A 23,131-nucleotide genomic window follows, 5' to 3' on the forward strand; every position below is an offset into this window, starting at 1 on the left:
AACATGAATATCGACTCGTGAATTCAAATGTTTGAAGGGGGTAATGTTGTGTTCGTATAACTGTGCATTTCTTGCGCATCTTGTTTTTATTATTACTACTAAGTCTTAGTAAAGAAAAGAAAGATTTAACACTAAAGCAACATTTGTGATCGAGAGGTCTCTTCATCTCGATAAGAATCCTTGGTAAACCAAGTAATGTACGCACCATCAAAGATGGTAGGAGTGGCTGAAGCGCAAGGTAATCACAGGCAGGATCAAAAATGGAGTGGCTAATGCACACTCCATTTCAAAAAACTTAGATTAGAACCAACGCTCTAGTGAGGACTTATCAAGCTGACGAAACGCTCGATTCAGTATTATCGCAAGCTCTTTATAACGAGGGCGAGCTTTAACAGGCTCTAGTGCAAAACCTGTTTCCACAATTTTTTGATGCAGCTCCCGATACCAAGATGCCAGAGAAGGCGGCAGTTTCGTGTTGGATCGAGCACCAAGCCACCAAATCCCTTGGAGTGGCAAGCTAATCGCAAACAAGGCGACAACAATAGACTGAGGTAACGCGTGGTAATTGTTGAATGCCATTTGAGTGAGTACGCTGATCGCAGCGACGGCTGGCATGACTTTAATGCCAAAGCGAGTCGCCTTAATGATACGCTGTTCCGGAAATATGGCGCTTAGCTCTTTACGAACCGGCCAGATCTCCATGTAATTCTGGCCATCTTTCAGGCTATGGATCAATCCGACTTTATTACTCATACCGCTCTCTCACTAAAAAATAGTTGAACATTTCAACTGAAGGTACAAAAAATTGATGAAAGTTAATATTCTTTCAAATTTTTTTTGTTATCATTGCTTATTATCGCTATCCTTTGCAGACCCTCAATCTCATTGTTGCTGTTATTTACAATTTAAGCAACTCCGAGATATCTATCTGCACGGATCGCATCATAGTGATGGATGGGTTCATCACTATTTCTTTATATGGAATTAGAACAATTTTTGACCAGGATTAGTACGCAGCCTTCTGGGTATCGGCTATTCTTGTGATTAATTTTTCATTCTTTAACTGATTTTTTATCAGACGAATAACAGGTAGTCATACATGTCTAAGCTAGTTTTAGTTTTAAACTGCGGTAGTTCTTCTCTTAAATTTGCCGTTGTTGATGCCGAGAACGGCGACGAGCACTTATCAGGTCTTGCTGAGTGTCTTCACCTTCCTGAAGCTCGCATCAAGTGGAAACTTGATGGCAAGCACGAAGCTCAACTAGGCAATGGTGCAGCTCACGAAGAAGCACTAGCGTTTATGGTAGAAACTATTCTTGCTTCTAAGCCAGAGCTTAAAGCTAACCTAGGCGCAATCGGTCACCGTATCGTTCACGGCGGCGAGCAGTTCACTCAATCTGCACTAATCACTGATGAAGTTCTAAAAGGTATTCAAGACGCTGCAACATTTGCACCTCTTCACAACCCTGCTCACATCATCGGTATCGAAGCGGCTAAGAAAAACTTCCCAGAGCTGAAAAACGTTGCTGTATTTGACACTGCGTTCCACCAAACTATGCCTGAAGAGTCTTACCTATACGCTCTTCCATACAACCTATACAAAGAACACGGTATCCGTCGTTACGGCATGCACGGTACTTCTCACTTGTTCATCACTCGTGAAGTTGCTGGCCTACTAAACAAACCAGTTGAAGAAGTAAACATCATCAACTGTCACCTAGGTAACGGCGCGTCTGTATGTGCAATCAAGAACGGTCAATCTGTAGACACTTCTATGGGTCTTACTCCACTTGAAGGTCTAGTAATGGGTACTCGCTGTGGCGACATCGACCCTGCGATCATCTTCCACCTACACGACGCTCTAGGTTACTCTGTTGATCAAATCAACACGATGCTAACTAAAGAGTCTGGTCTTCAAGGTCTAACTGAAGTGACTTCTGATTGTCGTTTCGTTGAAGACAACTACGGTGAGAAAGAAGAAGCAACACGCGCAATGGACGTGTTCTGCCACCGTCTAGCTAAGTACGTAGCTGGCTACACTGCTTCAATGGACGGTCGTCTAGACGCAATCACTTTCACTGGCGGTATCGGCGAGAACTCTGGCCCTATCCGTGAAATGGTTCTAAACCGTCTTGGCATCTTCGGTATCGAAGTAGATAGCGAAGCTAACCTTAAAGCTCGCTTCGGCGGCGAAGGCGTTATCACGACTGAAAACAGCCGTATCCCTGCAATGGTTATCTCTACTAACGAAGAGCTAGTCATCGCTGAAGACACTGCACGCCTGACAGGTCTTTAATTGAATTACTGGCTAGCCACTCGGCTAGCCAGATTTTCATTCAAACGAATTTCTTAGGGGCTCAACTCCTATTCTTCGAGCTTCATGGAATAAGAGTTGAGCTTTTATCCCCCAAATAGCTAAAGGTACTCTACGAATGTCTCGTACTATTATGCTTATCCCTACTAGCGCAGGCGTTGGCCTAACAAGCGTTAGCATGGGTGTTCTTCGCGCTATGGAGCGTAAAGGCGTTAAAGTTTCTTTCTACAAGCCAATCTGTCAGCCACGTTCAGGTGGTGATCAGCCAGATCTGACTTCAACTATCGTTGGCCACAACAGCGATATGAAGATCGGTGAACCAATGGCGATGTCTGTTGCTGAAAGCCTAATCGGTAACGACAACATGGACGAGCTGCTAGAAACCGTTGTTGAACGTTACAACCAAATCAACAAAGACGCAGACGTTACGCTAATCGAAGGTCTTGTACCTACTCGTAAGCACCCATTTGCAAACCAAGTAAACGCGGAAATCGCGGCAACACTTGGTGCAGAAATCGTGCTAGTTGCGACTCCAGGTACTGATAACCCAGCGCAACTGAAAGAGCGTATCGAAGTAGCATGTTCTAACTTCGGCGGCACTAAGAACAAAAACATCTCTGGCGTTATCATCAACAAGCTAAACGCTCCTGTTGACGAAGCTGGCCGTACTCGCCCTGACCTATCTGAAATCTTTGACGATGCAGATAGCGCGAAACAAAACGAATTGAAAGTGATGGAAATCTTCAACACTTCTCCAATTCGTGTACTAGGTTGCGTGCCATGGAGCATTGATCTGATTGCGACTCGTGCAATCGACATGGCTAAGCACCTGAAAGCAGATATCATCAACGAAGGTGACATCAACACTCGTCGCATCAAGAGCATCACTTTCTGTGCACGTTCTCTGCCAAACATGATTGAGCATTTCAAACCTGGCTCTCTACTTGTTACTTCTGCAGACCGTCCTGATGTTATCGTTGCTGCTTCTCTTGCTGCAATGAACGGTGTGGATATTGGTGCTGTACTGCTAACTGGCGGTTACGACATCCCTCGCGAAATCGAAGGTCTATGTAAACCAGCGTTCGACACTGGTCTACCTATCTTCAAAGCACAAGGTAACACTTGGCAGACATCTCTAAACCTACAGAGCTTCAGCATCGAAGTACCTGCAGACGATAAAGAGCGTATCGAGTTCATCAACGAGCACGTTGCTGGTCACATCGACGGTAACTGGATCGAGTCAATGACTGAAGGTACTCAGAAGTCTCGTCGTCTAAGCCCACCTGCGTTCCGTTACCAACTAACTGAACTTGCTCGTAAAGCAGGCAAGCGTATCGTTCTTCCAGAAGGTGACGAACCACGTACTGTTAAAGCGGCAGCAATCTGTGCTGAACGAGGTATTGCAGACTGTGTACTTCTAGGTAACCCAGATGAAATCCGTCGCGTAGCAGCTCAACAAGGCGTTGAGCTAGGTACTGGCGTAACCATCATCGATGCTGATGCTGTTCGTGAAAACTACGTTGCTCGTCTAGTTGAGCTGCGCGGTGCGAAAGGCATGACTGAAGTTGTGGCTCGTGAGAAGCTACAAGATTCAGTATTCCTGGGCACAATGATGCTTGAGAACGACGAAGTTGACGGCCTAGTTTCTGGTGCTGTTCATACTACGGCGAACACTATCGTTCCTCCGTTCCAAATCATCAAGACTGCACCAAATGCGTCTATCGTATCTTCAGTATTCTTCATGCTTCTGCCTGATCAAGTACTGGTTTACGGTGACTGTGCGATCAACCCAGATCCAACCGCTGAACAGCTTGCTGAAATCGCTATCCAATCTGCTGACTCTGCAGCAGCATTCGGTATCGACCCTCGCGTTGCTATGATCTCTTACTCTACTGGTGAATCTGGTAAGGGTGCAGACGTTGATAAAGTACGTGAAGCAACTCGCATCGCGAAAGAGAAGCGTCCTGATCTAGTGATCGACGGTCCTCTGCAGTACGACGCAGCTATCATGGAAAACGTGGCAGCGTCTAAAGCGCCTAACTCTCCAGTAGCAGGTAAAGCGACAGTATTCGTATTCCCAGACCTAAACACGGGTAACACGACTTACAAAGCAGTACAACGTTCAGCTGACCTAGTTTCTATCGGTCCAATGCTGCAAGGTATGCGCAAGCCTGTAAACGACTTGTCTCGTGGCGCGCTAGTAGACGATATCGTGTACACAATCGCTCTAACAGCAATCCAAGCAGACCAAGAAGCTAAATAATCGCTTCTGACATCTAGTTGGACAACTATCCAAAGCCCTCAATTCGTCGAGGGCTTTTTCTATTGTTGAGCACACAGCAAAGAGGCTATGAGCAATAGCACTAATACGCTCTTACGAATACAGCGCCATAAATACCCCTGCCCCAACCACAACACAACCTGTCATCACTGGTGCGATTCGGCGCCAAAGCTTCTTATCCCCTATCGCGATGACCATCCCCATTTTCACAATGGTATTAACCGAAGCGGCAATCAAAATGCCTAACGCAGCAGTGGTCACGCTCAATGTTTGCGTACTTTGACGTCCGAGGGTTAACGAGATCGCATCAACGTCAGTAATCCCTGATAAAGCAGAAAGGATCAACACCCCCGCATTGCCGAACCAGTCAGACAAAGCGTGAGCAAGCAGCATAATCACCGCCAACACGAGGCCAAAGAACAGTGCCGACTGCAAAGCTAGAGGGTTCGTTTGCTTATTTGATTGCTCAATCTGCTCAACTTCACTTCTGCGCCAAATCCACCATGCTGGGATGTACAGCGCAACCATCATCGCCATCACAATTGGCCAAAGCAGTTTCACTAATTGTGGATTGATAACAGACAGTACGATAAGTAAACGAGGGAACATGGTTCCGCAGCTCAAAAGAATACCACTAGCGAGTAACGGGCTGATGCTCGCTTGCTCACGAGAAAGATGGGAAAACTGCAACGTTAATGCTGTCGAAGAGCTAAGCCCCGCAAATACAGACGTAAACAAAATACCTCGCTTCGCCCCGCCGATCTTTATCGCAAAATAACCGACAAAAGAGATACTAGCGATCAGCACAACCATCCACCAAATCTCATACGGGTTAAGTGCATTCCAAGGGCCGTAAGATTGATTTGGTAACAGGGGTAACATGACTATCGAGATAAGTAATAAACGCAGTGCTGCGTCTAACTCATACTCTTGCAGTTTTTGTAGCGCTTGATGTAGCTCTCTTTTGTTATCGAGCACCACAGCGGTTATGACGGCCGCTGCTGCAGCCAAAACAGCCTCACCCGACACGGCAAGGTTACCCAGAACAAACACCACCATGATACTAACCACGCCAGTGATGCTCACATCTCCGCTCTTTTTCTGCTGTATAACAAAAGCGATGCAAGTGAGGATGACTAAAGCGATAAGCGCAAAACCAATGAGTAAAGGTGTATAGATGTTGGCGAGAATGCCAACTAAACCACCGAGTAAACCGACTAAAGAAAAAGTACGAATGCCTGCTACACGACTGCCTTCTACGCTATTGCGCATCACCCAGCCACGTTGGGTGCCAACAATTGCCCCTAGTAATAGAGCAATAAGCAGATTCCAAATTAGATGCTCGCCACTGACAAACTCATTGATATCCATGCATCACCCCGTTAAAAAGCGGTTGTTATATCATTAGTTTATTTGAATATGGGTAAGAAGCTGTGACGATGAGAGGATAATCAGAAAATGGCCCCGGTTCCCTGCTTACCATTGCGTCTTATAATTTCATTATTCTTTTATCTACCACCAAAACGTAATAGAACGAAGCGGCCCTCCCTGTTCAATTTATCAGCATTATTTACATTTCAACTGAACTTTCTTACTAGAACTACGTAACGAAGATGGACTGCAATTACGCAAACTCACACATAAGTAAGGAATACATATGAACAACTCCATCAACAACTCACTGCTAAAGCTTGGTTTAGCTGCAATTCTGTTCAGTTTTTCTTCATTCAGCTTTTCAGCCCCAAGCATTAAAGGCGTTGATCAAGATATGTCCGAAGGAACGGTAACCGCAAAAATGGCTCATGCTGACGACAACGGATGGATGGTAGTCCACCGAACAGACGAATCAATGAAGCCTGGCCCTGTTATCGGCTATGCCCCACTAAAGATGGGACAGAATGAGAACGTGAATGCAATTTTGATGGAACCGGTTGAGTCTGGCGACATGCTGATGCTAATGGTCCACGGAGAAAAAGGGGGAATGAAGACTGGCGTATTTGAATATACACTCGGAGCCAAAGAAGATGGCCCTGTAAAAGTCGACGGAAAACTAGTGATGGATGTCGTACGCGCTAAGTAAGACGTGCGCACATTTAAAAGTCACTCTCCTGCTCCTAGTATTTAGTTGGCGTAAAAGTACTTAACGATATTGCTAACCGTTAAGTACTTTTTCATTTCTGATGGAGGTAGCAAACTAGCTAATTATTTCTCTTCCATGAGGAGAGTTTAAGTCTAAATCAGGCCCTTTGGGTACGACTTGCGTCGGGTTAATCCCAGTGTGGCTGAAATAGTAGTGACGTTTAATATGGTAGAAATCCGTGGTTTCTTCGACGCCTTCGACTTGATACAGCTCTTTTAAGTATCCTTGAATATTTTCGTAGTCTGCGATGCGCTGCTTATTACATTTGAAGTGGCCCACATACACGGCATCGAAACGGATCAGAGTCGTAAACAAACGCCAATCAGCCTCAGTAATAGTATTCCCCGCTAAATAACGATGCGTCGATAGGTGCGAATCGATTTTATCTAGCGCAGCGAATAAAGAATCGAATGCTTCTTCATATGCCTCTTGCGTGGTCGCAAAACCACAGCGATACACTCCATTGTTGACGTTTGGATAAACAAAATCGTTCCACTCGTCAATAACATGCTTTAGCTGTTCTGGATAATAGTCATCGTGGTTTCCTGTTAACGCATTGAACTCCGTGTTAAACATACGAATAATTTCTGACGACTCATTCGACACGATCGTATTGGTCTTTTTATCCCAAAGCACAGGCACAGTTACACGGCCTGTGTAATCTGGTTTGGCCTGCGTGTAGATTTGGTGCATACGAGTGTGACCAAATAGTGGCTCAGGAAGCCCCATTTGCCAGCCTTGGCTTAACATATCAGGGCAAACAACCGTGACATCAATATGTGGTTCTAAGCCTTTCAGCTTGCGGAAGATGAGCGTTCGGTGTGCCCAAGGACAAGCAAGAGAGACATACAAATGGTATCGACCAGACTCTGGTTTAAACTCCGCATCAGGTTCGTTTTTAACCCAGTTACGGAATCCGGCATCTTCACGCACAAATTTGCCACCATTTGATTTTGTGTCATACCAGACGTCATGCCAAACACCTTCGACCAACTTACCCATGATTGCGCTCCTCTCATTCTGTTTATGTCTATATTAGCGTTTCCTATCAAACAGAAAATCACTGAACTTAGGACATCATGTTCAAGAAATTCGAATGTATAAATCAGATGCATAAAAAAAGCGCGACCCGATGAAGGTGTCGCGCTTAAGCCCGTCACAGGCTGAATTTATACACTAACGTGCAAACAAGATACCGCGTGAACGTCGTTACCTTGAATCGTTGGCTTCGTCTTCGCACACTCTTCGGTTGCTTGTGGGCAACGAGTGCGGAACACACAACCCGATGGTGGGCTGATCGGCGAAGGAAGGTCGCCTTCCAGCATTTGGATTTTCTTACTGCGTTCAATGTTCGGGTCCGGAATCGGAACCGCTGACATCAATGCGCGTGTATATGGGTGCTTAGGATCAGCAAACAGCGCCTCCGCCTCACCGAGCTCGACAGCATTACCCAAGTACATGACCAAAACACGGTCTGAGATGTGTTTAACCACTGACAAATCATGCGCAATGAATACCAGAGAAAGGCCTAGTTCTTTTTGAATCTCTTTAAGCAGGTTAACAACCTGAGCTTGAATAGATACATCAAGCGCCGATACTGGCTCGTCACAAATGATCATCTTAGGCTTAAGGATAAGCGCACGCGCAATCCCGATACGCTGACACTGACCACCCGAGAACTCGTGTGGGTAACGGTTAATAACGTTAGGTAATAGGCCAACTTTCGCCATCATCTCTTTAACGCGGTCTTTCACTTCCTGCTTAGACAGTTCTGGGTAGAACGTTTCAAGAGGCTCAGCAATAATGTCGCCAACCGTCATACGTGGGTTAAGAGAAGCCAAAGGATCTTGGAAAATCATTTGGATTTCTTTACGCGTTTCACGACGTTGGACGTCTTTCATCTTAGTTAGATCTTGACCCAACCAAACTACTTCTCCATCCGTCGCTTCAACAAGACCGATGATGGCGCGCGCAAACGTCGATTTACCACAACCTGACTCACCTACTACACCAAGCGTTTCCCCTTCGTATAGTCGAACGTTCACCCCATCAACCGCTTTTAGGCTTGAAGGCTTTGACCAAGGCCATGCCGATTTTGACGAAATGCTGAAGTGAACTTTCAGCTCTGAAATGTCCAGAATTAGCTTTTTATCTACTGCGTTCATTTGTTCCAAGCCTCCCATTCAGAAAAACATGCGCGCTGACGGCCATCACCAAATGGAGTCAGAATTGGCGCTTCACGCTTACAACGATCCATCACTCGGTGACAACGCTCTTGATAAGGGCAGCCCGGTGGTAGACGAAGCAAGTTTGGTGGGTTACCAGGAATGGTTGGCAGAATTTCACCTTCCGTATCAAGGCGAGGAATCGCCTTCAGTAGACCCTCTGCATAAGGGTGGCTTGGATTATAGAAGATCTCGTTTACGTTGCCGTACTCCATCGTACGACCTGCATACATCACCAGCACCTTATCACACGAACCTGCAACAACACCAAGGTCGTGCGTGATCATGATGATCGCCGTGTTGAACTCATCTTTAAGCTCATTAAGCAGGTCCATTATCTGTGCTTGAACCGTCACATCAAGTGCTGTTGTTGGCTCATCGGCAATAAGCAACTTAGGACGACATAACAACGCCATCGCGATCATTACACGCTGACGCATACCGCCTGAAAACTCATGCGGGTACATCGTGATACGCTTACGCGCTTCAGGGATTTTCACCGCTTCCAGCATGCGTACTGATTCTTCAAATGCTTCCGCTTTGCCCATGCCTTTATGTAGCATAAGCACTTCCATCAACTGGTCACTTACCTTCATGTAAGGGTTCAGTGATGTCATTGGGTCTTGGAAGATCATTGCGATCTGTTCCGCACGCACTTTGTTCAGTTCTTTTTCTGGTAAGTTTAAGATTTCTTTGCCTTCAAACTTTGCGCTACCAGAAATAATACCGTTCTTAGCCAACAGGCCCATGATTGCGAATACGGTTTGAGATTTACCTGATCCCGACTCTCCAACGATGCCTAAGGTTTCGCCTTGGTTGAGAGAGAAGTTCAAATCGTTTACTGCGGTTACGATACCATCTTGCGTGGTGAATTCGACGCGCAGATCTTTGACATCTAATAAGCTCATCATTGCTTCCTTAATCTTATCTTTTAATTATCTGTCTTTTGGATCCAGCGCATCGCGCAGGCCGTCACCAACGTAGTTGAAGCAGAATAGCGTCACAACCATGAACACGGCTGGGAATGCCAGCTGCCAGATTGCCACTTCCATTGTCTGTGCACCTTCTTGTAGAAGCGCGCCCCAACTTGTCATCGGTTCCTGAACACCAAGACCAAGGAATGATAGGAATGACTCCGTCAGGATCATGCTCGGGATAAGTAGCGTAGAGTAAACCGCTACGATACCCAGTACGTTCGGCACGATATGACGAGTGATAATTTTCCAGTTGCTAACACCACACACGTGTGCAGCTTCGATGAACTCTTTGCTACGTAAGCTGAGTGTCTGACCACGTACGATACGCGCCATATCTAGCCATGCGATAGCACCAATCGCGACAAAGATCAGCATGATGTTACGACCGAAGAATGTTACCAGTACGATTACCAGGAACATAAACGGTACCGCGTATAAAATTTCTAGAATACGCATCATTACGCGGTCAACTTTACCGCCGATAAAACCAGATGCTGCGCCATAGAGCGTACCAATCAGTACGGCTACAAATGCACCCATGACCCCCACCATCAACGAAATACGACCGCCGATTAGCGTGCGTACGTATAAGTCACGACCTAAGCTGTCGGTACCAAACCAATGGTCAGCATTCGGTGCAACGTGCATCGCGTACCAGTCAGTATCATCAAAGGTGTGCGGTGCGATCATTGGCAGAATAATCACCGCCAACGTCATTAGAACAAGAAGGAATAAGCTCACCATTGCCGCTTTGTTGCGCATAAAACGGATACGAGCATCTTGCCAAAGACTGCGACCTTCAATCTCCAAGTTTTCGGAGAACTTCTCAATCGCTTCTAGGTTTTCTTTTTTCGTTAACATAACCAAACGTCCCTGTTAGTAGCGAATTTTCGGGTCAATCATTGCAAGTAGAATATCTACAATCGCGTTGAATAAAATGAATAGGAAACCAATCAGGATGGTTACACCCATTACTAGCGAGTAGTCACGGTTAAACGCAGCGTTAACGAATAGCTTACCAATACCTGGTAGACCAAAAATGGTTTCGATAACAACAGAACCAGTGATGATACCTACGAAAGCAGGACCCATGTAAGAAACAACAGGGAGAAGTGCCGGCTTAAGAGCATGCTTGATGATGATGTAACGGTAGCTTAGACCTTTAGCACGAGCCGTACGAATAAAGTTACTGTTCAGTGTCTCGATCATCGAACCACGCGTAATACGAGCGAAGGTTGCAACATACAGTAGTGACATACCAATGACAGGAAGCACTAAATACTGCCAGCTACCATCTTGCCAACCGCCCGCAGGGAAGATATTCCAGTGAAGCGAGAACAGATAGATAAGAGCAGGTGCCAATACAAAAGAAGGCATTACCACGCCGAGCATCGCTGTCGACATGATGGTGTAATCAATCCAAGTATTCTGCTTGAGCGCAGCAATGGTACCGACAGTAACCCCCATAATCAGGGTAAAGATAAAGGCGATGAAGCCCACTTTAGCCGAAACCGGTAAGGCAACCGCGATCAGCTCGTTAACCGAGTAATCAAGGTATTTAAATGACGGTCCGAAATCCCCTTGGATAACATTGGTCAAATACGTGGTGTATTGTTCAAATACAGGTTTATCTAAGCCATATTTAGCTTCGATATTTGCCATTACTTCGGGTGGCAATGGACGCTCTGTCGAGAAAGGGTTTCCCGGTGCAAAGCGCATAAGAAAGAAAGATACGGTGATCAAAACCAACATTGTTGGGATCGCCTCAAATATCCTTTTTGCGATGAATTTAAGCATAAACTCACTCTTTCAGTCTGTGACAGTTAAATTAAAGAAGTCGTCCAATTCTTTTGGACTAAAGATAGGCGCTACATGCAATTTCTCACATGTAGAGCCTCATTTTTATAGTTCTATCGAGTTACGAATTACTCTGTGATGTAGAGATCTTTAGAGTAAATCTTGTCTTCCGCGTTATTGACTGGGAAGCCACCAACTTTCGGTGATAGTAGACGTGATTTCACGTACTGGTAGATAGGTGCGATTGGCATATCTTTTGCCATCAACTTCTCTGCTTCTAGGTAAAGCGCTTGACGCTCTTCGTCAGAAGTTGAAGCAAATGCTTTGTTCATGATTGCATCGTACTCTTTGCTGTCGTAGTGAATACCACCAGTAGTGTTATTACTCATCATCAGCGTTAGGAAAGATGAAGCTTCGTTGTAGTCGCCACACCAACCTGCACGAGCAACCTCAAAATTGCCAGAATCTTTGGTAGATAGGTAAGTTTTCCACTCTTGGTTTTCTAGCGTAACGTCTAGACCAAGCGTCTTCTTCCACATTGAACCCAGTGCAACCGCAAGTTTCTTGTGGTTCTCTGACGTGTTGTATAGAAGGTTAAATTCAAGAGGGTTGTCTGCGCCGTAACCCGCTTCTTCCAATAGACGCGCCGCTTCAGCGTTACGCTCTTCTTGCGTCATTTTGCCGTATGCAGGGATTTCTGGGTTGAAACCCGCCGTGATTTCAGGCGTTAGGAAATAAGCTGGCTTTTGACCTTGTGCTAGGATCGCATCAGTCACGATATTACGGTCAATCGCATAAGAAATCGCTTTACGTACGCGAACATCATCAAACGGCTTTTTCTTCGTGTTGAAGATGTAGTAGTAAGTACATAAGTTACCCGATACAGACACGTCTTCTGGATGCTCTTGCTTCAAACGCTTGAAGTGCTCTGTAGGCAGTTCATTCGTGAAGTCGATTTCACCTGCTAGGAAGCGGTTCATTTCCGCTACTTGGTTTTCGATTGGTAGGAAAGTAACTTGATCAAGCGTCGTGTTTTCGTTGTCCCAGTATTGTTCGTTACGTTTTAGAACTAAACGCTCGTTTACAACCCAGTTGTCAACAACATAAGCACCGTTACCTACAAAGTTCTCAGGCTTCGTCCATTGATCTCCGAACTTTTCAACGGTTGCTTGGTGAACAGGCTTCACTGTTGTGTGGCCCATCATCATCACAAAGTATGGTACAGCAGTGTCTAGCTCAACCACTAACGTGTGGTCGTCAACCGCTTTAACACCCAACTCACTCTTGTCTTTTTTACCCGCAACAATGTCTTTTGCGTTCTTCATCTTGGTGTATTCCATGTACCAAGCGTATGGAGAAGCGGTTGCTGGGTCGACTGCGCGTTGGAAGCTGTATACAAAATCACCTGCAGTAACAGGATCACCGTTAGACCATTTTGCGTCTTCACGTAGGTGGAAAGTGTATGTTTTGTTGTCTTCAGTTTCCCAAGATTCTGCAACACCAGGGATAGTGTTACCGTCCGCATCTTGGTTTACTAGGCCTTCAAGAAGATCGCGAATCACGTGGGATTCTGGAACACCTTGAGATTTATGAGGGTCTATTGTCGCAACTTCTGTACCGTTACCACGCACCAATTCTTGAACAGCAGCAAGTTTTGGCTCTTTAGAATCAGATTTAGCTTCAGGGGCTGGAGCCGGAGCAGGCTCAGCAGCTTGTTTCTCTGCAGGCTTTTCGCCACAACCAGCTAAAGCGAGAGAAAGACCAGCACCAATAAATAAAGCGCGCGTGATTTTATTCTTATACATGCGTAAAACTCCAAATTTTTTCGTTAGCATCCATGACTTCTTTGTAAGGGCCTGGAACGGTCAGAGTTTTAGATTTTTTTAGTGCATTTTCTGAGCACAAAAGCCTAAAACCTTACAAAGACTGCGGCACACATTAGCAATCATTGAAGTAATTTGCCATAAAAATGTAGCAAAAAAACCAATAATCCTGACTAAACCACACATATCTAGCAGTAAACTCTAATCAAAAAGTATTCACCAGCCAAATGGAGACCAGAAGCGACATTCCACAGACAAAACTTTCGATTAATCTACATTTAAACCATTTGATAGCATCTTATGCTAGATATTTACATATTATTTAACATTTATGACAAATGAAGTCTAACAAATAATTGTTTATATATTGGGCTAAAAACTTTTATTGTGAAGAATATCACCAGAGCGAGTACGGGTTGTGTTGAAGTCAAATGAGCAGAATTATGAAGATAAGTACAAAAAAAGCTAAGTGCCATTGACACTTAGCTTTTTTCACTAGAATGAGGAGTGGGTTCTATTTTTCCCAACGCCGTGCAGCTTGGTGATCAGTATCGCGCGACTCAATCCAACGATCTTCACTCGTCGTGCGTTCTTTCTTCCAAAATGGTGCTTTGGTTTTCAAGTAGTCCATAATGAACTCGCAAGCATCAAATGCTGCTCCACGGTGTGCACTTGAAACACCAACAAAGACGATTTGATCACCGCTATCCATGTCACCAACGCGATGAATCACGCGTACGCCCAATAATGGCCAACGTGATTCAGCTTGATCGCAAATGTCGCTCAAGCTCTTCTCAGTCATGCCTGGGTAGTGTTCCAAGTGCAAACCAACAACATTATCGCCAAGGTTCATATCTCGAACTTTACCAATGAATGTTACGACAGCACCAGCAGCCGTACCTTCGGATAAACGTTGATATTCGTGATCAACGGAAAAGTCTTCAACTTGTACAGAGACGCGTGGGTCCATCTTAACCTCCGGTTACCGGTGGGAAAAATGCAACTTCATCCCCCGCTTTTACTTCGGTATCAAGTGGGACAATAGATTGATTAACAGCAGCAAGTAGCTTTCCTGGCTCTAAAGCCAAATCCCACTTACCATTTTTATCAGCGCCCTCTTCCACGAGATGTGCGCGAATCGCTTCAACCGTTTCAAATTGATCATCTAATTCGACACTGTCGATACCAATCAGCTCACGAGTCTGAGCAAAAAAAAGTACTTTGATCATGATTCCGCCTTGAAGTGTCCAGATTTTCCACCCGTCTTTTCTAGGAGACGAACTTGACCGATAACCATATCTTTTTGCACCGCTTTACACATATCGTAAATCGTCAGTGCAGCAACAGAAGCCGCCGTGAGCGCTTCCATTTCTACGCCCGTTTTACCTGCAAGCTTACAAACAGATTCAATACGAACTTTGTTTTCTGACTCAATAGCCTCCAACTGAACTTCGACTTTAGAAAGCAACAGAGGATGACAAAGTGGAATCAAATCCCACGTTTTCTTTGCAGCTTGGATACCAGCAATTCGAGCCGTCGCGAACACATCACCTTTATGATGCTGACCGGAAACAATCAGTTGCAAGGTTTCTGGGGCCATGTGAACAAATGCTTCTGCACGTGCTTCACGAACCGTTTCAGCTTTTGCAGACACGTCGACCATGTTAGCTTCGCCAGACGCGTTGATATGGGTAAATTGAGTCATTGTTTTTCCTTCGCTTTTAGGAAAGGTTATACAGATAGGTGCGGCATGAAGTTACAAGGGCGATGGCTTGCATCTAACTGCTGCTTGATGATCTTCGTCCAGCCAGTGCGGCACGCGCCTGTTGAACCAGGCATTGCGAAGATAACTGTATGGTTAGCAAAACCTGCAATTGCACGCGATTGGATCGTTGACGTACCAATTTCTTCGTAAGACACCATGCGGAATAACTCACCAAAACCTTCTACTTCTTTATCAAACAGAGGCTTCAGCGCTTCTGGCGTGCTGTCACGTGACGTGAACCCTGTACCACCAGTAATCATGATCGCTTGAACATTGTCGTCCGCAATCCACTGAGAAACAATTGCGCGAATTTTGTACATGTCATCAATAACAATTTGCTTATCGACAACATTGTGACCCGCTTCTTGAGCGTGTTCAACAAGGTAGCGACCAGAGGTATCGTTTTCTTCGGTACGAGTGTCAGATACCGTTAGAACGGCAATATTTGCAGGTTGAAATTTGCTTTCAGCGTGACCCATGTGTTCACCTATTCTCTTTTAACTTTGATACGTTTGGTATCGATTCTAGAAAAGCGAGGGAAAGCTAGCCTATAAATAAGCTTTCCCTACAAAATTTGAGTTGATTTAGCCGCCGATAGACGCCAGATGTGGCGTCATACCCGTATTACCATCGTGCAAGAAGTGGCTCACCGACTTAGTTTGTAACTGCGCTTGGATGCGTTCAATAAGCTCGCTTTCTTGCTCATCACGTTCCAATAGATCACGTAGTTCTACACCGTGGTCTCCAAACAAACACAGATGCAGCTTACCCATCGCAGAGACGCGTAGTCGGTTGCAGCTCTCACAAAAGTCTTTTTCATACGGCATGATCAGGCCAATTTCACCCTTGTAATCTGGATGAACAAACACTTGCGCGGGGCCGTCATTATGAGAGCGCACTTTAAGCAGCCAACCGTTCGCAATCAACTGATTACGAATTGCTACGCCAGACACATGATGCTTATTGAATAAATCATCCATCTCACCCGTTTGCATCAATTCGATGAAGCGCAGTTGGATTGGACGATCTTTTATCCAGTTGAGAAACGCTGGCAGTTCTTGATGGTTCAGATCTTTCATCAACACCACATTAACTTTTACTTGCTCATAACCAACTTCAAACGCGCGCTCGATACCATTCATCACCTCAGTGAACTTATTTTCACCCGTGATTTGATGGAACATGCGCGGATCAAGGCTGTCCACGCTGACGTTGATGTGAGTTAAGCCCGCTTCACGCCAGTCTGCGACTTGCTTCGCCATGCGGTAACCATTGGTCGTCGTTGCAACTTTTTGGATACCAGGCGTCGTCGCCACTGAGTGGATAATGTCGGTAAAATCTTTGCGTAAACTTGGTTCACCGCCAGTAATGCGCACTTTTGACGTGCCACAATCAGCAAACGCTTTTACGACCCGTTTGATTTCAGGAAGAGATAAAAAAGACGAGTTTTTATTGCCCGAAGGCTTATAGCCATCAGGAAGGCAATAGGTACATTTGAAATTACATACGTCGGTCACAGACAGACGCAAGTAATAGAACTTACGATGAAATTTGTCTTCGAATTGTTGCGCCACGGAACACCTTTCCAAACACGGGAGGCATGGCCATTTCCAATCATGCCCTTGTGACAGTACGCCACTGGCTCAAAACGCTTATCCTCGGACTTAGCAATAGTGAGCTCGGAGTTATGGCAACCAGAGATATGAAACCTCTGATAGCTTTGCGGTGTAAAATACTTAATATTTGTACTGGAATCCAGACTTGAGTGATAAAAAACTCTCTAGAGACACAATTTACCGCTAAGTGAGTACCTTTCAAGCACTCCTTGAGATAAATTGTAGCCGTTTTTTACAAGATTATTAGAAGAACGTAATGAATATCTACACGGATAAAAAAGTGGTCGCTGTTGGCGGTGGTCATGGCTTAGGTCGAATGTTGGCCGCACTACGGGATTTTGGCGGCAATGCAACTGGCATTGTCGCCACAACAGACAATGGTGGCTCAACAGGAAGAATTCGTCACTGCCAAGGTGGAATCGCCTGGGGCGACACACGGAACTGCATTAATCAGCTGATCACAGAGCCGTCGATCAGTTCAATGATGTTTGAATATCGCTTCAAAGGTACTGGCGAGCTTGATGGTCATAACCTCGGTAACTTGATGCTTACGGCGCTCGATAACTTATCGGTCAGACCGTTAGATGCCATCAATCTGATTCGAAACATGTTAAAAGTCGACGTTAACATTCTTCCTATGTCTGAACACCCTTCCGATCTTTCCGCGTTATCTGTGGATGGGAAGTGGGTCACGGGAGAAACGAATGTAGACGAGATGAACACCGATTTACGCCGTCTCGATCTATCACCAGAAGTCCCTGCAACTAAAGAAGCAGTAACTGCACTGGCAGAGGCAGACGCTATTATTCTTGGTCCTGGCAGCTTTTTAACCAGCATCATGCCTCCTTTGCTGTTGCCTGAGCTCGGCAAAGCCATTGCCGCCAATGAGAAAGCAAAAGTCATTTTCGTTGCCAACTTGAGCCCGGAGTACGGCCCAGCCGGACGAATGACCATGGCACAAAAATTAGAATGGTGTGAGCGTGCCTGCCAAGGTAGGAAGATAGACGTGGTTCTAGCAGAGGAAACCGAGCAAGAAGTATTGAGCCAGTGGAATGTAGTGACGGAATCGTTAGCTTCGTCGAACCGAGATTGGCGTCACGACCGAGATAAACTCAAGCTCGCTATTGAAAGCCAGCTAAGGCTTTCAATTTAAAAAAGCCCTCTAAAGCTAGGGGATAGCTTCAAGTTTACTCGCTGTCAGCAATGAAAAAACCCTTCACTCAAGTGAAGGGTTTTGTGTAAGAGCCTCATTAGAACAGCGCATTACTGCTGCCAATCACGGTAAGCGTCGCGTGTTTCATGCAAAAGATCGAACATCGTTTTTAACTCGTCTGACTCTTCAGCTAACTCACCTGCTTTGGCTTTTTTATCTATCGACATCGCCAATTGACAAAGACGGTCTGCTCCAAAGCTCGCTGCGCTGCTTTTTAACGCGTGACTGATTTCTTTTAGGTAACGTAATCGCTCTGTCCCTTGAAACTGAGATAAATTCTCGATGTAGGTATCCATCTCCCCCAAGAAAATATCGAGTAAAACAGGAACATTGTCACTGCCAATCTCCATCGACAGTTCATCGATTTTTTGCTGATTTAATACATTCACACTCATACTTTTTGCCGCTCTTCCTTGCCATTCCAAGCCTGTAACTTGCGGTAAATCGTCGACGGACTGACATCAAGGTATCCCGCCGCTCGGGGGATATTGCCATCACACGCTTCAATCGCTTGCTCTATCGCCATTTTTTCTGTCATCCACAACGGCATAATCTCAGACGCCGTCATCACTTTCGGCTCAATGAATTTCGCCACAGAAGACGGACGGTCAAGCGGTTGATTCAGCGGTGGCGGTAACATATCCAACGTGATTTCTTTACCGTTGTTTAGAACAACGATATTGCGCAGCACGTTTTGTAACTGACGAACGTTGCCTGGCCACTCATAGCTATTAAATCGGTCGATTACATCAGGCGCAAAACGCACGAAGCTTTTTCCTTCTTCGTGCGACATATAGCCTAACAGTGAGTATGCAATTTCAATGACATCTTCACCTCGTTCACGTAAAGGTGGCAAATGCAAAGGAATGACATACAAACGATAGTACAAATCTTCACGGAATCGACCTTCTTGTACCTCTTTCCATGGGTCACGGTTAGTTGCACAAACAAAGCGAACATCCACGCTCTTCATTTTTGAAGAGCCCACTTTTTGGAACGTGCCGGTTTGAATAAATCGTAGCAATTTGGTTTGCAAATCTAAGTCCATCTCACACAGTTCATCAAGGAAAAGTGTGCCACCATCCGCTAATTCCGCTGCCCCCTGACGATCATTTGCTGCGCCGGTAAAAGCACCTTTCACGTGACCAAACAGTTCACTCTCAATCAAATCTTTTGGAATTGCAGCACAGTTAATCGCAATAAAAGGCTTGTCACCACGCTTGCTTGCCGCATGGATTGCCTCGGCGCATACCTCTTTACCCGTACCACTTTCACCTGTGATGAAGATGCTCGCTTTACTGCTCGCTGCTGAATCAATCGTACGGTAGACCTGTTGCATAGTTTGGCTGCTGCCAATAAAGCCTTGATAACTTTGATTACCCGGGTTATCAGCCTCGTTTTTTAACTTAGTCGCTTTACGAATCGCATTGTTAACCGTGACACGTAAGCGGTCAGCTTCACACGGTTTGATCAAAAAGTCTTGAGAGCCATGACGCATTGCTTCTACCGCGGTATCGATAGAACCGTGAGCGGTCATAAAAATAATAGGTACGTCTGGATGACTCTTTTTTACAGCGTGTAAAACATCCATCCCCGTCATATCTGGAAGACGAAGATCGAGCAGAATAAGATCTGGAATTCTATGGTTGAGACTTTCAATGGCATCCCTACCTGTACCGACAATATTGATATCTATACCAAGCGGTGTCAGGTATGAGCGGTACAGTGCCGCAACAGATGCGGTATCCTCAACCATTAAAAGGTAACGAGATTTAGGACCTTCAGATTTTTGTTGCATAACCTAGCTAATATTTTGTTGTGTTTTAAACAATAATCGCATTACGCTTTGCATTTTGCAAATAACATTAGCTAAATTATGGGTAAGAGAAAGGATTCAAAAATAATATCAATTATTTAAAAAATGGCATAAACCATGCTGATAGTTTAGTGACCCCTCGGGTCACCTAGCCAACTGACGTTGTTAGTGAACGAGATGTTCACAAAACAAGCCAATAGACCCGACTGCCTATTGGCTTCTTTTTTTGCAAGCAATCTAAAACACTTGGCTAAGCTAGATCATTAAGCTTACTTTTAACTATTTGCGATGAACTGCGCTCTTAGTTTTTCAATCTCGTCACGCTTTTGCGCCGCCAATTCAAACTCTAAATCTTGCGCGTGCTGATACATTGCCGCCTCAAGTCGACTGATTTCTTTTTCCAACTGTTGAGGAGACATGACCTCGTATGTTTGCGAAGGCTCCGCCACTTTCGACAACGGTACCTGTTTAGTATTACGCTGACGTTTAGACTTGGTAATATCGCCCAATTCCATAATATCTTTGATATTTCGTTTGAGCGCTTGCGGCGAAATGCCCATTTCTTCGTTGTACGCTTTCTGCTTCTCGCGGCGGCGGTTGGTTTCATCCATCGCCTTTTTCATGGAGTTGGTGATTCGGTCAGCATACAAGATCGCCTTACCTTCAAGATTTCGCGCAGCACGACCAATGGTCTGAATCAGTGAACGCTCGGAGCGCAAGAAGCCCTCTTTATCTGCATCCAATATTGCAACCAGCGAAACTTCAGGCATGTCCAAGCCTTCTCGTAGCAAGTTAATTCCCACCAGCACGTCAAACTCGCCAAGACGAAGATCACGGATGATCTCCACACGTTCTACGGTATCAATATCTGAGTGTAAATAACGTACCCTAACATCATGTTCGTGCAAGTACTCGGTGAGATCTTCGGCCATCCGTTTGGTCAATGTTGTCACTAGAACTCGCTCATCTTTAGCAGAACGGAGGCGAATTTCAGACAACAAGTCGTCTACTTGGGTCGCTACTGGGCGAACTTCCAATTCTGGGTCAAGCAAGCCTGTTGGACGAACAACTTGATCCGCTACATCGCCTGAAGATTTTTCTAGTTCATAATTTCCTGGCGTCGCAGAGACAAAAATCGTCTGCGGTGCTAACGCTTCAAACTCTTCAAACTTGAGCGGACGATTATCTAACGCAGAAGGTAAGCGAAAACCAAACTCCACTAGCGTTTCTTTACGAGAGCGGTCACCTTTATACATGGCACCAATCTGCGGCACAGTCACGTGGGATTCATCGATGATCAACAAACCGTCATGAGGCAAGTAATCAAACAATGTCGGTGGCGGCTCGCCTTCCGATCGTCCGCTGAGATAGCGAGAATAGTTTTCGATACCTGAGCAAAAACCTAACTCATTCATCATCTCGATATCGAATTGAGTCCGCTGGCTAATACGCTGTTCTTCCAGTAGCTTGTTGTTGTCTAGAAGCTGTTTTTTGCGTACTTCTAATTCAACCTTAATATTTTCAATCGCTTCAAGAATACGATCTCTTGGTGTCACGTAGTGCGTCTTAGGATAAATGGTGTAGCGTGGTAAATCTCGCTGTTTCACCACACCAGTCAATGGATCAAAAACACTGATGCAGTCAATTTCATCATCAAACATTTCGACACGAACTGCGTCTTGGTCAGATTCCGCTGGAAAGATATCAATCACTTCGCCACGAACCCGAAACTGTCCTCGCTCAAATGCCACGTCATTTCTTGAATATTGTAGCTCTGCCAAACGTCGTAGCATGTCCCGTTGATCAATCACGTCACCACGACGTAAATGCAACATCATTTGCAAGTAAGATTCTGGGTCACCCAAACCATAGATAGCAGAAACAGACGCAACGATAATCGCGTCTTTACGTTCCAATAGTGCTTTCGTTGCGGAAAGGCGCATTTGCTCTATGTGAGCGTTAACTGATGCGTCTTTTTCAATGAAAGTATCCGTCGTCGGGACATAAGCTTCAGGCTGGTAGTAATCGTAGTAGGAAACAAAGTATTCCACCGCATTATTGGGAAAGAATGATTTCATCTCGCCATATAATTGCGCTGCGAGCGTTTTGTTTGGAGCAAGTAATATTGCAGGTCGCTGGGCTTGAGCGATAACATTCGCTAGTGTGAACGTTTTACCCGATCCCGTTACCCCCAATAGTGTTTGATGTGCCAGTCCAGCATCGAGCCCCTCAAGCAGCTGCTTGATCGCTCCCGGCTGGTCACCCGATGGCTGATAATCGGAGACCAATTCATAGACTTTACTCATACCCTTCCTCAACTTTACTGCGCTTTGGCTGTATATATATACACCTTAGCCAATGAAATCTACGTCTATCGAAAATTTACCCACCATTGTTAATAAATTTTCTTGTTTGTCTAGAATGCTGTAGCCATACAAAACCTACTCTGATATAATATCTCGCCCTAGCTGAAGAGCCACACCCATTCTTCACATTGCAGTTTCCACAACTTTTCCCCAAAAATTGGCCTAAACACTCTTTATCCCCAAAAGCTAGATTTTTATCCACCTTGAATACATTTTGCTTAACATCAATAAATCTATGTTTTAATTGCATATTCTCTGTATAGCTCTGATTAAAAATTCACTAAATAAAAACCAGGTTGCATATAAAAGATCTTTACTCAGATCTCATCAACATAGTTATCCACAAAATTAGTGGATAAGTAACCTCACCCCTTTGCTGACAAGCAGTACAGAAAAGTAAAGCCCTTCCCTCAATATTTTTTGCTAAAAATGTATTTTTTTACTGTTGACAGTAGTTTGGCTGCTCGGTAAGATTCGTCCCGCTTTCAAGCAAAGCAATTCCTCCTTAGCTCAGTTGGTAGAGCGACGGACTGTTAATCCGCAGGTCGCTGGTTCGAGCCCAGCAGGAGGAGCCAAATTCCAGAAAAGCCGTGTCGCAAGACACGGCTTTTTTCGTTTTGAAATAAAAAACTTCTTTCACCATCAATATCTCAAGTGACGACTTAAAATTACTCGCTAAATGTCATTCCCGCCTTCTGAGCAAAAGATTCTTTGAGGAAAGACAGCACCAGCGTCTTTGTAAAATCCATTCAGCAAGCTGTTCAATTTCTTATTGATTCATCAAAATACCTCACATAG

The 23,131-nt window shown here is 45.0% G+C and carries 20 protein-coding genes, 1 tRNA gene and 1 riboswitch; of the genes, 5 read left to right on the top strand and 16 right to left on the bottom strand.

All coding sequences use genetic code 11. The annotated features are described in order from the left end of the window. Positions 1–300: 300 nt before the first annotated feature. Complete coding sequence (gene yfbV / locus CBX98_RS15980; RefSeq protein ID WP_005380809.1) at positions 301–753, bottom strand: terminus macrodomain insulation protein YfbV; 453 nt, start codon at positions 751–753, stop codon at positions 301–303. A 346-nt stretch (positions 754–1,099) separates the two neighbouring features. On the opposite strand from yfbV, the gene CBX98_RS15985 reads away from it, so the two are divergent. Both CBX98_RS15985 and pta read left to right on the top strand, forming a co-directional pair. Then, positions 1,100–2,296 carry an acetate kinase gene (locus CBX98_RS15985; protein WP_005396635.1) on the top strand — a complete coding sequence of 399 codons (1,197 nt, stop codon included), beginning with the start codon at positions 1,100–1,102 and terminating at the stop codon, positions 2,294–2,296. A 136-nt stretch (positions 2,297–2,432) separates the two neighbouring features. Beyond that, complete coding sequence (pta, locus tag CBX98_RS15990) at positions 2,433–4,577, top strand: phosphate acetyltransferase (protein ID WP_005396636.1); 2,145 nt, start codon at positions 2,433–2,435, stop codon at positions 4,575–4,577. A gap of 111 nt (positions 4,578–4,688) precedes the next feature. Here the strand turns inward: pta and CBX98_RS15995 are convergent, their stop codons facing one another. Further along, on the bottom strand, positions 4,689–5,966 hold the full coding sequence (locus CBX98_RS15995) for a DUF4010 domain-containing protein (protein ID WP_046874406.1): 1,278 nt from the start codon (positions 5,964–5,966) through the stop codon (positions 4,689–4,691). A gap of 286 nt (positions 5,967–6,252) precedes the next feature. Between CBX98_RS15995 and CBX98_RS16000 the strand changes: the two genes are divergently transcribed. Further along, positions 6,253–6,675 (top strand): hypothetical protein, encoded by a 423-nt coding sequence (locus tag CBX98_RS16000; RefSeq protein ID WP_109169757.1) that lies wholly within the window; start codon positions 6,253–6,255, stop codon positions 6,673–6,675. 114 nt (positions 6,676–6,789) lie between these two features. Here CBX98_RS16000 and CBX98_RS16005 read toward each other — a convergent pair whose 3' ends face one another. The 11 genes from CBX98_RS16005 to moaA form a co-directional block, all read right to left on the bottom strand. Continuing rightward, positions 6,790–7,737, bottom strand: a complete 948-nt coding sequence (locus CBX98_RS16005) for a glutathione S-transferase family protein (RefSeq protein WP_109169758.1) — start codon at positions 7,735–7,737, stop codon at positions 6,790–6,792. Positions 7,738–7,904: 167 nt separating this feature from the next. Then, positions 7,905–8,918 (bottom strand): murein tripeptide/oligopeptide ABC transporter ATP binding protein OppF, encoded by a 1,014-nt coding sequence (gene oppF / locus CBX98_RS16010; protein WP_109169759.1) that lies wholly within the window; start codon positions 8,916–8,918, stop codon positions 7,905–7,907. Next, a complete protein-coding gene (locus CBX98_RS16015; RefSeq protein WP_005396641.1) occupies positions 8,897–9,868 on the bottom strand; it encodes an ABC transporter ATP-binding protein in 972 nt (323 codons plus the stop codon). The genes oppF and CBX98_RS16015 overlap by 22 nt, the downstream gene beginning before the upstream one ends. 27 nt (positions 9,869–9,895) lie before the next feature. Further along, positions 9,896–10,798, bottom strand: coding sequence for an oligopeptide ABC transporter permease OppC (gene oppC / locus CBX98_RS16020; protein ID WP_005396642.1), 903 nt, complete (start codon positions 10,796–10,798; stop codon positions 9,896–9,898). Between the two features lie 15 nt (positions 10,799–10,813). Then, a complete protein-coding gene (gene oppB / locus CBX98_RS16025; RefSeq protein ID WP_006742810.1) occupies positions 10,814–11,734 on the bottom strand; it encodes an oligopeptide ABC transporter permease OppB in 921 nt (306 codons plus the stop codon). A 128-nt stretch (positions 11,735–11,862) separates the two neighbouring features. Beyond that, positions 11,863–13,539: an ABC transporter substrate-binding protein gene (locus tag CBX98_RS16030; protein ID WP_005396644.1), complete on the bottom strand. Its 1,677-nt coding sequence runs from the start codon at positions 13,537–13,539 to the stop codon at positions 11,863–11,865. Between the two features lie 532 nt (positions 13,540–14,071). Next, positions 14,072–14,527 (bottom strand): molybdopterin synthase catalytic subunit MoaE, encoded by a 456-nt coding sequence (gene moaE / locus CBX98_RS16035; RefSeq protein WP_109169760.1) that lies wholly within the window; start codon positions 14,525–14,527, stop codon positions 14,072–14,074. Position 14,528: 1 nt separating this feature from the next. Next, positions 14,529–14,786 carry a molybdopterin synthase sulfur carrier subunit gene (gene moaD, locus CBX98_RS16040; RefSeq protein ID WP_005396646.1) on the bottom strand — a complete coding sequence of 86 codons (258 nt, stop codon included), beginning with the start codon at positions 14,784–14,786 and terminating at the stop codon, positions 14,529–14,531. Next, positions 14,783–15,262 (bottom strand): cyclic pyranopterin monophosphate synthase MoaC, encoded by a 480-nt coding sequence (gene moaC, locus CBX98_RS16045; protein WP_005396647.1) that lies wholly within the window; start codon positions 15,260–15,262, stop codon positions 14,783–14,785. Before moaC ends, moaD begins: the two co-directional genes overlap by 4 nt. A gap of 26 nt (positions 15,263–15,288) precedes the next feature. Then, complete coding sequence (moaB, locus tag CBX98_RS16050) at positions 15,289–15,801, bottom strand: molybdenum cofactor biosynthesis protein B (protein WP_005396648.1); 513 nt, start codon at positions 15,799–15,801, stop codon at positions 15,289–15,291. Between the two features lie 105 nt (positions 15,802–15,906). Further along, complete coding sequence (gene moaA / locus CBX98_RS16055) at positions 15,907–16,896, bottom strand: GTP 3',8-cyclase MoaA (protein WP_005396649.1); 990 nt, start codon at positions 16,894–16,896, stop codon at positions 15,907–15,909. After that, positions 16,885–17,019: riboswitch (molybdenum cofactor riboswitch) on the bottom strand. It overlaps the preceding gene by 12 nt. Positions 17,020–17,194: 175 nt before the next feature. Here moaA and CBX98_RS16060 point away from each other — a divergent pair. Then, positions 17,195–18,091, top strand: a complete 897-nt coding sequence (locus tag CBX98_RS16060) for a YvcK family protein (RefSeq protein WP_074191595.1) — start codon at positions 17,195–17,197, stop codon at positions 18,089–18,091. Between the two features lie 110 nt (positions 18,092–18,201). On the opposite strand, the gene luxU is transcribed toward CBX98_RS16060, so the two are convergent. From luxU to uvrB, 3 genes are all read right to left on the bottom strand, one after another. Continuing rightward, a complete protein-coding gene (gene luxU / locus CBX98_RS16065; protein ID WP_012841577.1) occupies positions 18,202–18,546 on the bottom strand; it encodes a quorum-sensing phosphorelay protein LuxU in 345 nt (114 codons plus the stop codon). Then, positions 18,543–19,949 (bottom strand): quorum-sensing sigma-54 dependent transcriptional regulator LuxO, encoded by a 1,407-nt coding sequence (gene luxO, locus CBX98_RS16070; RefSeq protein WP_005396653.1) that lies wholly within the window; start codon positions 19,947–19,949, stop codon positions 18,543–18,545. The genes luxU and luxO overlap by 4 nt, the downstream gene beginning before the upstream one ends. A gap of 293 nt (positions 19,950–20,242) precedes the next feature. Beyond that, positions 20,243–22,273 (bottom strand): excinuclease ABC subunit UvrB, encoded by a 2,031-nt coding sequence (gene uvrB / locus CBX98_RS16075; protein ID WP_065646646.1) that lies wholly within the window; start codon positions 22,271–22,273, stop codon positions 20,243–20,245. Between the two features lie 559 nt (positions 22,274–22,832). Here uvrB and CBX98_RS16085 point away from each other — a divergent pair. After that, a tRNA-Asn gene (locus CBX98_RS16085) sits at positions 22,833–22,908 on the top strand. Positions 22,909–23,131 lie beyond the last annotated feature (223 nt).

Origin of the sequence: Vibrio sp. T9, from assembly GCF_003123985.1 — a bacterium.
Taxonomy (GTDB): domain Bacteria; phylum Pseudomonadota; class Gammaproteobacteria; order Enterobacterales; family Vibrionaceae; genus Vibrio; species Vibrio diabolicus.

Bases quoted from the DNA above. Each gene is read 5' to 3' on its own strand.
- luxO (WP_005396653.1), bottom strand. From the start codon at position 19,949: ATGCAACAAAAATCTGAAGGTCCTAAATCTCGTTACCTTTTAATGGTT.
- moaB (WP_005396648.1), bottom strand. From the start codon at position 15,801: ATGGGTCACGCTGAAAGCAAATTTCAACCTGCAAATATTGCCGTTCTA.
- CBX98_RS16000 (WP_109169757.1), top strand. From the start codon at position 6,253: ATGAACAACTCCATCAACAACTCACTGCTAAAGCTTGGTTTAGCTGCA.
- pta (WP_005396636.1), top strand. From the start codon at position 2,433: ATGTCTCGTACTATTATGCTTATCCCTACTAGCGCAGGCGTTGGCCTA.
- CBX98_RS15985 (WP_005396635.1), top strand. From the start codon at position 1,100: ATGTCTAAGCTAGTTTTAGTTTTAAACTGCGGTAGTTCTTCTCTTAAA.
- uvrB (WP_065646646.1), bottom strand. From the start codon at position 22,273: ATGAGTAAAGTCTATGAATTGGTCTCCGATTATCAGCCATCGGGTGAC.
- oppB (WP_006742810.1), bottom strand. From the start codon at position 11,734: ATGCTTAAATTCATCGCAAAAAGGATATTTGAGGCGATCCCAACAATG.
- CBX98_RS16015 (WP_005396641.1), bottom strand. From the start codon at position 9,868: ATGAGCTTATTAGATGTCAAAGATCTGCGCGTCGAATTCACCACGCAA.
- oppF (WP_109169759.1), bottom strand. From the start codon at position 8,918: ATGGGAGGCTTGGAACAAATGAACGCAGTAGATAAAAAGCTAATTCTG.
- yfbV (WP_005380809.1), bottom strand. From the start codon at position 753: ATGAGTAATAAAGTCGGATTGATCCATAGCCTGAAAGATGGCCAGAAT.
- moaC (WP_005396647.1), bottom strand. From the start codon at position 15,262: ATGACTCAATTTACCCATATCAACGCGTCTGGCGAAGCTAACATGGTC.
- luxU (WP_012841577.1), bottom strand. From the start codon at position 18,546: ATGAGTGTGAATGTATTAAATCAGCAAAAAATCGATGAACTGTCGATG.
- moaD (WP_005396646.1), bottom strand. From the start codon at position 14,786: ATGATCAAAGTACTTTTTTTTGCTCAGACTCGTGAGCTGATTGGTATC.
- CBX98_RS16030 (WP_005396644.1), bottom strand. From the start codon at position 13,539: ATGTATAAGAATAAAATCACGCGCGCTTTATTTATTGGTGCTGGTCTT.
- oppC (WP_005396642.1), bottom strand. From the start codon at position 10,798: ATGTTAACGAAAAAAGAAAACCTAGAAGCGATTGAGAAGTTCTCCGAA.
- moaE (WP_109169760.1), bottom strand. From the start codon at position 14,527: ATGGACCCACGCGTCTCTGTACAAGTTGAAGACTTTTCCGTTGATCAC.
- CBX98_RS15995 (WP_046874406.1), bottom strand. From the start codon at position 5,966: ATGGATATCAATGAGTTTGTCAGTGGCGAGCATCTAATTTGGAATCTG.
- CBX98_RS16060 (WP_074191595.1), top strand. From the start codon at position 17,195: ATGAATATCTACACGGATAAAAAAGTGGTCGCTGTTGGCGGTGGTCAT.
- CBX98_RS16005 (WP_109169758.1), bottom strand. From the start codon at position 7,737: ATGGGTAAGTTGGTCGAAGGTGTTTGGCATGACGTCTGGTATGACACA.